The following is a 10,725-nucleotide window of genomic DNA, read 5'->3' as shown; positions in this document are numbered from 1 at the left end:
CCGCCAATACATTTAGTTGCAATGTGTTTGGTGGGTTTTTCGATTCTAAAACTGTCAAAGACGGGATTATCATACCAACCCTTACGATTTTTGTCAAGTTCTTTGCAGGATTATTCTTGTGTACAATATAGACACAAAGCGAAAAAGTTATTTCTACTTCAGAGAAGGATATGCTGTTGCCTCTTGCATTGCTGAGCACCTGCAAATCGGACATAACTATTCTTCCGTTGAAGAAATGTAAAAGGAGGCCGAGTAAGAGTAAAGATCAATACAACCGGCGATATGATTATGAAATTCCAACTGCTTGGAAAACACCGCACAAAGTCAAATTTCCAATTTTTCTTCGATTTGATAAAACACAAAGGTTTGTCATATCAATAGTTTCAAGAATATCATCCTTCATACAAAAGTGATTTTATGCTGATTTTTTAGAATTATGCGGTATCACCTTAAGCTGTATAACGATAGAGTGTCAGTATACTTATATATTGATGTTTATCTGTATTTTTTATCTCGGTTATAAACCAAAAGAGTTCCTATCAAAGTCGGAATTACCCTGAATTTCAACGTGCAACTACACCGGGTATATCGTCTCAAGACCTTGGACTTCGTGTCCGATAAATAGACTGATAAGCGGGCAATTTATACTATTCTTCCTTTGAATTGTAGATATAAACAATCTTTGACCCATAGAAGAGAAACCGATTTTTCGTGGGTTGAAAAACAGATATATCCATACTTCTATTGGAGAATAGTATTAAACGTATAATCAGGTCTTGGATTAGACCCAAAACACATATGCTCCTGCGGTCTATAAAAATATCTCCGGCTGTAAACAACCGGAGATAAAGGAGGGACATATAAGAGAGGGTACTCTTATATGACGGTTTGGCTAAGAAATACTGCACAGGGGCATACAATCCCACTGTCGTTTTTCAGAGTATAACTATCGTGTAAAATACACACTTGTGAGATCTTCCCCTTCTGCACAGGATCGTTTTGGTCCGTCTCTTCGAATTGTGTGCTGTTGCCACTAAACCTTTTAGTTTATCATCTTATACGGTTTGAAGTCCCATTGTCCGATCGGTGTTCTTCCCGGACCGTCTACCTTGGTTCTATCCAGAACTTGGGTATAACTCTCGTAGTACAGCGGGATAATGATCATTTCATCCATCAATACTTTTTCCGCTTCCTTCATAATATCATCTCTTTCCGTTCCTGTACTTACGATCGCTTTGGCAACGAGCTCATCATAGGCCTTGTTGCTCTCATTAAGGATCTTGTCATGAGGACTTCCTGCATATTCCTTCCATCTCCAGTGACAGGAGTTCAATCCGTTGGATGTGAACAGTGCAAGCATGGTCATCGGATCGTTATAATCCGCCGACCATCCCGATTGCGACACGGAGTACTTCCCTGCGGACTGCTCCGCATTGAAGACCGAAGCTTCTACACTGACGAGATTTACCTTGATGCCCAAATTTTTCTCCCACATTTGTTGGATGGCCTCAGCCACCTTCTGCTCATCGGTACGGATGTAGTAGACCAGATCAAATTCCGGGAAACCTTTGCCATCCGGAAAACCTGCCTTCGCCAAGTATTCTTTTGCCTTGTCTACTTGAGCAGCCCAAGGATCGATCTCAAACTCGGGTACTACCATCTCATTTTCATCAAGAGGTCGGAAGGATTTTCCGTCCGATGTCTTAAATTTCGGTGCCACAAACGCAGCCGCCGGTATCTCTCCACTTCTTCTGACCTGCTCCACCAGGGTCTTTCTGTCGATCGCCAATGCAAGTGCCTTCCTTACATTGACATCATTAAAAGGTTCCTTATCCACATTGATAGCGTAATACGTAAGTCCAAGTCCTTTTTCGCTCGAAAAGTTGGGATCTTCCGCCAACAGTTTGGGAACTTCTTCTCTCGGCAAAAGAGAGGTGATATGAATCTCTCCCGCCTGATAACCTTGAAGAGATGTGGTCGCATCCGTGATAAACAAGGCTTTGATCTCAGAGAGGGACACATTATCCTTATCCCAATACTCCTCATTTTTTACCATGGTTAAATGAGATCCTATCTTGTACTCGGAGAGTTTGAAGGCTCCGTTCGTAATACATTTCGCAGGATCCTTCTCCCATCCTTCTCCCGTCGTTGCCATATCTTCTCTGACCGGCATGTAGGTGAAAAACGAGATGAGATTTAGGAAATATGCCGTAGGATTGATTAATTCGACTTGCAGAGTCTTATCGTCCAAGGCTTTGACCTTCATATCTTCCGCTTTTCCCACTCCGTCAAAATACTCCTTGGCTCCCTTGATGTAGTCCGTCACCAGGAATGCATAGGGGGATGCCAGATTCGGATCCGCCGCACGCTTCCACGCATATTCATAGTCATGTGCTGTGACGGGTTTTCCGTCCGACCACTTTAAGTCGTCCCTTAGAGTAAAGGTATAGAGTGTATTTTCAACTCCTTCGCTGTTTGCTTCTATCTTGTAATCTTGTGCCTGAGCCTTCATGATTCCGTCTTGAGTATCACGCATCAAACCTTCATAGAGGTTGATGATGACGTGTCCTCCCGCTCCGGATGTATTGATCTGAGGATCCCAGGTCTTTGGTTCGGAACCTATATTCCAAACCAAGGTCCCTCCTGAAGAGGAAGGCGTTTGTTCAGTTTCGGTCTGTTCCGCTTCGGGCGCTTCACTGTTTGCACCCTGGTCGGTCGTAGGTGCACAGCTTACTATGGAAAACATCAGCATCAGTGCTGTCAACATTGCTAAAAATCTTCGTTTTTCTTTCATTGTTCTACCTCCCTGAATTCACCGGAAATGCTGCAATAAGAGTACACCTTGCCTTCGTCCTTGATCTGATGATAATGGAACTCCCGTTAAACGAATGGTTGCGTGGAATATGTCCTTCATACAAAGCCGGTTGTGACCCCTTTTTTTAAATTGTTCAACATCTCCTTAAATACTCCTTGTTTCTGCTACCCTCTGAATAAAACCCTCTTCCCTCCTTGCATCTTCTTATATCAAATGACAGGCAACTTCATGGCTATCACCGACCTTTTTCAGGTGTGGAAACTCCTCTCTGCAGCGTTGCTCCGCATAAGGACACCTCGTATTGAACCTGCATCCGCTTGGAGGATTGATCGGAGTGGGGACATCCCCCTCCAGCATGATCGGTTTTATCTTCTCCGATAGGATGGGATCAGGGATCGGTACCGCTGAAAGCAAGGCCTTGGTGTAAGGGTGGAGGGGATGCTTATAGACTTCCTCACTGTCGCCTACTTCTACCAGATTGCCCAGATACATAACCCCTATCCTGTCGGATATATGTCTAACCATGGACAGATCATGTGCAATAAAGAGGTAGGTAAGATCCAACTTTTCCTGAAGTTCCTCCAACATATTGACCACCTGTGCCTGGATCGATACATCCAAGGCCGAGATCGGCTCATCACAGATGATAAACTCCGGTCTTACAGCCAAGGCTCTTGCTATCCCTATCCTCTGCCTCTGTCCTCCCGAAAACTCATGCGGATATCGATTTGCATGTGTTTCCTGAAGTCCCACATAGTCGAGAAGTTCAAATATCCTCTCCCTTCTTTCTTTTCTGTTTTTCTTCTCATACAGATCGATGGGTTCTCCGATCAGATCACTGACAGTCATTCTCGAATTTAAGGACGCATAAGGATCCTGGAAGATCATCTGCATCTTCTTTCGATAAGGTTGAAGTTCTTTGTTTGTGAGTTTCGATATATCGTTTCCGTCGTAGATGACCTCTCCGCCCGTCACATCATAGAGTCGTATCAAAGTCCGTCCGGTAGTAGATTTTCCGCAGCCGGATTCTCCTACCAAACCCAAGGTTTCTCCCTTTTTGATATGGAAGCTCACATTATCCACCGCCTTGATATAGGTCTTCTTTCTCCCGAATATCCCCTCATTTCGAACAAAGTACTTCTTGAGGTCCTTAACTTCAACCAACCGCTTTTCCATTTCCCACACCCCCTTTCAACCTTTCATATCCTTCTATCTTCGGTGCATCTTCATGTAGAAGCCAACACATCGCCCGATGTTGCCCTTCCTTAAAGTACGGAGGCATCTCCTGTGCACAAAGGTTTCTCGCAAACTCACACCTGTTGCAAAAGGGACACCCCGTAGGAGGGTTCAACAGATCCGGAGGACTTCCCGGTATGGGAAGCAACCTTTCCTTTTGAGACCCGCTCACCTTGGGTATCGACTTTAACAATCCCATTGTATAAGGATGCTTCGGACGATAGAAGATATCATGAGCACTTCCTTCCTCCAGTATAACTCCCGCATACATGACCAGTATCTTCCTGCACATATTCGCTACAACACCCAAATCATGTGTAATCAATATTGTCGACATCCCGAGTTTCTGGTTCAGTTGTTTAATCAGGTCCAATATTTGGATCTGTATCGTTACGTCCAAGGCCGTCGTAGGTTCGTCCGCTATAAGAAGACTCGGGTCACAGGACAGCGCCATTGCTATCATCGCCCTTTGTCTCATTCCACCGCTAAACTCGTGAGGATAGTTTCGGTAACGCTCTTCGGGTGCAGGGATCCCCACGATCCTAAGCATCTCGATCGCTCTCTCCTTCGCATCCGCCTTGTTTAACTCCGTATGTTCAAGGATGTTTTCAACAATCTGCTTTCCCACCGTGTAAAGAGGATTCAGAGATGTCATAGGGTCCTGAAATATCATAGATATCTCATTTCCTCTTATCTTCCTCATCTCCTGTTTGGAGCAGTCAAGTATGTTTTTTCCCTTGAAGTTGATCTCTCCTCCTATAACCCTTCCCGGATATTGTAAAAGTTGCATGATCGATAGGGAGGTTACGCTCTTTCCGCTTCCGGACTCTCCCACAATCCCTATGATCTCTCCTTTTTCCATGGAAAAATCCACCCCTCGTATGGCCTTTATTTCACCTACATGGGTAAAGAACGAGGTCCTCAAGCCCTTCACTTCCAACAAATATTCCAAGCTCATAAGTATCCACTTCCTTTAGTGTTATTCGAACTCTATTTTCTCAGTCTCGGATCCAAAGAATCCCTCAAACCGTCACTCAAAAGATTAAAGGCCAATATGGTCACCGACATCGCCAAGGCCGGAAAAAACAGCTGATACGGATAGGTATAGAGCCCGGGCAGGGCATCGTTGGCCAAGGAGCCCCAAGATGCCTTGGGTGCGGAAACTCCAAGCCCTATGAAGCTTAGAAAGGCTTCGGTAAACATCGCACTGGGTATCTGCATTGTAATTGCAACCATAATCGGGCCCATGATGTTGGGAATCAGATGTCTTGTCAGGATCTTAAAAGTAGATACTCCCAAAAGTCGCGCCGCGAGAACAAACTCCTGTTCCTTCATACTCAGGACCTGCGAACGCACGATCCTTGCCATATTCACCCAATAAGTGATCCCCATCGCTATCAAAATGGACTTCAAACCCGGGCCCAAAATAACCATCAACAGGATCACGTAGAGCATCATGGGAATAGAATAGATCGTATCGACAAACCTCATCATCAGATGATCGACCCTTCCTCCGAAATAACCGGCAACTCCTCCGTAAAAAACACCTATGATGAAGTTGACGATAGCCGCAACGATCCCGACGAGCAAAGACATCCTCGCACCATACACGACACGGATGAACATATCCCTTCCAAGGGTATCGGTCCCCCAAATATAGGTTTTGTTTCGAATCGTTTTGAAGGAACTGATCTCCTTGTCATCGTAGATGACTTGAAAACGTTTTATCTTATTGTTCAGTATCTCTTCGGCCTCCTTCAGAGAAACCATCGTATCCTCGGCCTTGTCTCCATAGTATTCTCTAAGATATGCCGCCTTTGTAGCAGGAAACTTCTCCCCTTCTTTCACCGAACGCTCCAGAAGAATGAACTCCTGTTTTGCCTTAAAATAAACCCCGTAATCGACGAGCATCGACCTTCCGTCCACCTTATACAAGTAGGTTCTTTCCGTCTTGTCGTCCTTGATCAAATCCGCCATTTTGATCAATTGCCCCTTTTTGTCGACTTCTATGGCCTTGTACTCGCTCGTAATATAGACATAGTTGCCTGCACCGACATCATAGACGTCGATCTCGGGAGGAATGTTTGCAAATTCAAGCCTTTGTTCTGAATAAGAAAGAGGCCAGAAAAACGGTATAAACACTGCACAGAGGATGACAAAAACAATGACAAACAAGGATATCATCGCACTCTTATTCTTCTTAAGCCTCCTCCAACTGTCTTGCCAAAATGTCAAACTCGGTCTTCCTATCTGATCGGAGTCCTTCTTCGTGCTGTCGAGCGCATCCCATCTTGTACCTTCCATACTGCCTGTTCTCATGCTAGCACCCCCTTAGTCATATTTGATGCGCGGATCGATGATGACATAGAGGATATCCACCAACAGAACCACAAATATCAATATAATGGCAAAAAACACTGTAATACCCATGATCATCGTATAATCCCTGTTCATAATGCTCAATGTAAACAGACTTCCTATGCCGGGTATCCCGAATACCTTTTCTATGACGAAGGAACCTGTCAAAATCCCTGCCATCATGGGACCCAAATAGGTCACTATGGGTAGAAGTGCGTTTCGAAGAGCATGAATGACGATGACCCTCAACTCCGATATCCCCTTCGATCTGGCAGTTCGAATGTAATCCTGCTGCAACACCTCCAAGACCGATGTTCTGGTGAGCCTTGTCACAAAGGCGATGGAGAACACGCTTATGGTTATGACCGGTCCGATATAACCTCTTAGGTTGGGAACTCCGAAGGCAGGAACCCACCCCAAAGTCTTGCTGAACAAAAACAGGAACCCCGTCGCTAAAACAAAACTCGGAATCGTTGCACCCAGGGTCGCTAAGATCATCAACAGACGGTCGATCAGTTTATTTTGTTTCAAGGCGCTTATGATCCCCATCGAAATCCCTATAAAAATGACCAGACAGGTGGCGTAGATCCCTATCACCAGAGAGTAGGGAAAACCGTCTCCTATGATTTTTTGAACCGTTAAACCCGCTCTGGTATAAGAGACTCCGAAATCTCCTCTTACAAAATTTTTCAGATAGAGGATATACTGCGTAAACAAAGGCTTGTCCAGACCGTATTTGGCATACATTGCAGCACGGATCTCGGGATTGGGCATCTTTTTGTCCATAAACGGATCTCCCGGTATACATTTCATCAAGACGAAGGTTATCGTAATGATGAATAACATGGTGATTACTGCCGAAACGACCCTCTTTAAGATGTACTTTATCATGGTACCACTTCCCCCTTTACGAAGAATACTTCATCGTCATTTGAATAAAAACGCTCAATATCAAATAATTTTCGTCGCTCAATAACTTTTCTTCCTTCGTTTCATCGATCAGATCCCATTCGATGCCGAGGATGAATCTTTCCTCTACTCCCTCCACACCGACAATATCTCCATTCCCGCTCATGGCGCTTACCCGGAGATTCTCACCTATCTTTCTTGTTCTGGCATCCACCTTGACCTCCTGCATCATGGAAGACTTTCCGATGCACTCAAACAGTTTTGTTCCTTCATACACTCTTATGTCCTGCTCAGGCAATACGGCTCCGGGAATTTTTGGGGTGTGAGCCTGCATCCCCTGAGATACCCTTCCGTCACAGAGGTGATTTAGGACGGAACAGCCCTGACCCACACAGAGTAGAGGCGAATTTGTCTCGGAAAATATCAGTCGATACTTCTCTCTTTCTTTCAATTCTCCAAACCCCTCTCCTCTTCCCTTCCATCTTCCATAGAGGAGGATGGCATCCATTGTTCTGATATCATTCCGATCGATATCTTCAAAGAATATGACAGGAAGTACCCCCAACCTATGTAGTTCCTGAGCATATTTCATCAAGGTTTCCTTAACGAGTTTTTCTTCATCTTCCCCCTTGTCTCCGACCTCCTCACAAAAAGGTATCATACCTATCAACGGTCTCATCGGCACTCCTCCCTTCCTATCTCTTTGCTGTAAATAAAAAGCAATTCCTGTGCCAATACCTTAACAGTCTTAAAACCCGTTTGAAGAACTCTGTGTTTTTCGTGTCGAATTGCCACAAACCCTTGTTTTTCGGATTTTCGCCTTCAAATCACAGTCTTGTAATCAAATCCCGTCTTTCTCCAAGAGATTTTTTGACAAACAAAAAACAACCCCTTCCACTTTTCGAAAGTAGAAAAAGTTGCTTTTTCTCATTTTGATTTCTCATTTTGATAATTGTATAATCTTTGATTTTACAATGTTTTTTATTTATTTCTCAAAATGCGAAGTTTTTTTCATCCTTTTAAGATAACGATACAGGGTGGATAGGCTTATCCCCATCTCGGCAGCGATTTTCTCTTTGGCGCCCATGTCGTTTCCATACTGTAGGAGCAGAGATTCCAGCGTCCTCTCCTTAAACTCCTGAACCGAAAGTTTGTTCTTTTCATCAAGATCGTTGACGCTCATCAGAAAGGCCGGCGGAAGGCTTGCGTATGTGAGAACACTGCTTTTTTCCATTGACACCCCGTACTCTATCACGTTTTCAAGTTCCCTGACATTTCCCGGCCAACGATACAGGAAAAACAAACGGATCACCTCTTGAGACAGACGCTCCACATTTTTTTCGAACTTTCTGCTATATCTTGACAGAAAGAAGTTTGACAGGGAGATAATATCATCCGAACGCTCTCTCAAGGGAGGAACCTCGACCAAAAGCACGCATAGACGATAATACAAATCGCTTCGAAACTGTTTTTCCTTGATCTTTTCGGTGAGGTTGTGGTTTGTTGCCGCAATAAAACGAATATCGACATAGACATCCTGCACCCCGCCTACCCTCTTGAACCGCTTTGTTTCTATCGCGCGTAAGAGCTTAGGCTGAAGGTGCAGGGGGAGATCTCCGATCTCATCCAAAAACACCGTCCCCTTATTGGCGCTCTCAAACAAACCCTTCTTTCCCGTTTTATTCGCTCCGGTAAACGAGCCCGCCTCATATCCGAACAGCTCACTTTCCAAAAGACTCTCCGGAATTGCCGCACAGTTGATCGATACAAAATTCTCCTTCTCTCTGTTGCTCAGATCATGGATCAGCTTTGCAAACATTTCCTTCCCCGTTCCGCTCTCTCCCAAAATCAGACAATTGGAATCGTACTTTGCCACCTGATGGATCACGTTTTTTATCTTTCGGATCTTTTCGCTGTTCCCTATCAATCTCCCCCACTGTTTGTCAGGGCCCGCCTGGATCTCCCTGTTCATTCCGGGGTGTGTTTCCGCACTCTTGAAAAAGAAGGAATAGTACCTCTGATCACCGCTTATCCCGACTTCCTTCCAATACAAACTGAGATTTGCATTGATCTCTATTTCCTTTCCTTCGTTTTGAGGAGTAAGAAGGTCCTCGTTCTTCGGGACGATATCCCAAATCGTATCTCCTCGATAATATCCTCCGGCACCCGCTCCCAAAACGTTCAAAACCTTACCGCTTTGATTGGTGATGAGGATCGGATAATCGCTTCTCTCCATAGACTGTTTAAAACAGGATTTCAACAAGGCGTCCATAGCCATCTCTCCGATGTCCTTGCCCAATTCTTCCGCAGAATGGATGATCCTGTCCAAATTCTCCTTCATCCTCTCCTTTGAAGCCTCGTCGTAGTGAGAGGCTATCGTCACGACTCCGATAAAGATGTCGTCAAGAAAGATAGGCTCATGAACTGAAAGTTCGCCTCCACAGTTATCGGATAGGTTCATGGGACAGTTCTCACAAACCACTTCTTCCCCGGGATAGAGAATGATCAACCTCTGCCTGTTTTGTGTGACCCATCCGTTGGATGTCTGCTTGGGCAGGACGATGCCGAGCATCCGTTTATAGATGCCCGTTCCGTTCACTCTCAACAAGTCGCTGTCAACCACATAGATGTCCATATCCATCCATTCGGAGAGCAGATCGATATGCCGTTGTATTTTCTCATATATTCTGTTTAGTATATTCAACAAAAACACCCCTTTATACCCCATCGTCCTCAAAGGACTATAAATACACTAAAACAAATATAGTTTCATCGACGCTTACTCTTGTGCAGAGCAGGTTTGTTTCAAACGACGGAGCAGAGCCTGCGCCGTTTCACCTACCGCACTCAGGGTAATCTCCCTCTCATCCTCTCCCGTCCTGCTGATATCGATATCCAAGCGCTCAATCGGAAGGATCTCTTCGATCCTGCTTGACCACTCTATGATAACGACGGCCTCTTTGCCAAGATATTCTTCAAAGCCTATAAAATACAGTTCCTCCGGATCGTCGATACGGTAAACATCAAAGTGATACAAGGGAAGTCTACCCTCATACTCTTCGACCAGGATAAAGGTAGGGCTGGTCACATCTTCTTCTATCTCAAGACCTTGTGCGATGCCCTTGGTCAAACAGGTCTTTCCTGCACCCAGATCTCCGTTCAGACAAACAAGGATACCTTCTTCCATATTCTTGCCTATCATCCTTCCGAACTCCAGGGTTTCTTCTTCATTTCTCAATAGTTTACTGATATTCAAGTATCTCATCCCTTTTTATATTTCTTTCCTTATCTTTATTTGCTATTTTTCCATTATATCACAGTCCATGTGCACTCCTTCAAGTCTTAGAGCGTGTCTACACAAATTAAACAAGGCATCTTAACCATAAAACGATCGATGCCAAATGAAT

At 44.6% G+C, this 10,725-nt stretch carries 9 protein-coding genes; all 9 read right to left on the bottom strand.

Annotated features, from left to right (window positions below):
- Positions 1-214 (bottom strand): hypothetical protein (locus ACFO4R_RS08045; protein ID WP_379788571.1); only part of this gene is annotated, 214 nt, incomplete at its 3' end.
- A gap of 828 nt (positions 215-1,042) precedes the next feature.
- Positions 1,043-2,794, bottom strand: a complete 1,752-nt coding sequence (locus tag ACFO4R_RS08040; RefSeq protein WP_379788570.1) for a peptide ABC transporter substrate-binding protein — start codon at positions 2,792-2,794, stop codon at positions 1,043-1,045.
- 225 nt (positions 2,795-3,019) lie between these two features.
- Positions 3,020-3,991, bottom strand: coding sequence for an ABC transporter ATP-binding protein (locus ACFO4R_RS08035; RefSeq protein WP_379788569.1), 972 nt, complete (start codon positions 3,989-3,991; stop codon positions 3,020-3,022).
- Entirely contained in the window at positions 3,972-5,003 is a 1,032-nt protein-coding gene (locus tag ACFO4R_RS08030; RefSeq protein ID WP_379788572.1) for an ABC transporter ATP-binding protein, read from the bottom strand. Before ACFO4R_RS08030 ends, ACFO4R_RS08035 begins: the two co-directional genes overlap by 20 nt.
- A gap of 38 nt (positions 5,004-5,041) precedes the next feature.
- Positions 5,042-6,370: an ABC transporter permease gene (locus ACFO4R_RS08025; protein WP_379788568.1), complete on the bottom strand. Its 1,329-nt coding sequence runs from the start codon at positions 6,368-6,370 to the stop codon at positions 5,042-5,044.
- A gap of 12 nt (positions 6,371-6,382) precedes the next feature.
- Positions 6,383-7,300, bottom strand: coding sequence for an ABC transporter permease (locus tag ACFO4R_RS08020; RefSeq protein WP_379788567.1), 918 nt, complete (start codon positions 7,298-7,300; stop codon positions 6,383-6,385).
- 16 nt (positions 7,301-7,316) lie between these two features.
- Positions 7,317-7,997 carry a gamma-glutamyl-gamma-aminobutyrate hydrolase family protein gene (locus tag ACFO4R_RS08015; RefSeq protein ID WP_379788565.1) on the bottom strand — a complete coding sequence of 227 codons (681 nt, stop codon included), beginning with the start codon at positions 7,995-7,997 and terminating at the stop codon, positions 7,317-7,319.
- Between the two features lie 306 nt (positions 7,998-8,303).
- Positions 8,304-10,022, bottom strand: a complete 1,719-nt coding sequence (locus ACFO4R_RS08010; protein ID WP_379788564.1) for a sigma-54 interaction domain-containing protein — start codon at positions 10,020-10,022, stop codon at positions 8,304-8,306.
- Positions 10,023-10,097: 75 nt separating this feature from the next.
- On the bottom strand, positions 10,098-10,574 hold the full coding sequence (gene tsaE / locus ACFO4R_RS08005; RefSeq protein ID WP_379788563.1) for a tRNA (adenosine(37)-N6)-threonylcarbamoyltransferase complex ATPase subunit type 1 TsaE: 477 nt from the start codon (positions 10,572-10,574) through the stop codon (positions 10,098-10,100).
- Positions 10,575-10,725: the final 151 nt, after the last annotated feature.

Origin of the sequence: Filifactor villosus (assembly GCF_042652965.1) — a bacterium.
In the GTDB taxonomy this organism is placed as follows: Bacteria; Bacillota; Clostridia; order Peptostreptococcales; family Filifactoraceae; genus Filifactor; species Filifactor villosus.
This window is presented reverse-complemented; position numbering and strand designations above follow the sequence as displayed.

Coding starts and splice junctions, on each gene's coding strand:
- ACFO4R_RS08040 (WP_379788570.1), bottom strand. CDS start 2,794: ATGAAAGAAAAACGAAGATTTTTAGCAATGTTGACAGCACTGATGCTG.
- ACFO4R_RS08035 (WP_379788569.1), bottom strand. CDS start 3,991: ATGGAAAAGCGGTTGGTTGAAGTTAAGGACCTCAAGAAGTACTTTGTT.
- ACFO4R_RS08025 (WP_379788568.1), bottom strand. CDS start 6,370: ATGAGAACAGGCAGTATGGAAGGTACAAGATGGGATGCGCTCGACAGC.
- ACFO4R_RS08020 (WP_379788567.1), bottom strand. CDS start 7,300: ATGATAAAGTACATCTTAAAGAGGGTCGTTTCGGCAGTAATCACCATG.
- ACFO4R_RS08015 (WP_379788565.1), bottom strand. CDS start 7,997: ATGAGACCGTTGATAGGTATGATACCTTTTTGTGAGGAGGTCGGAGAC.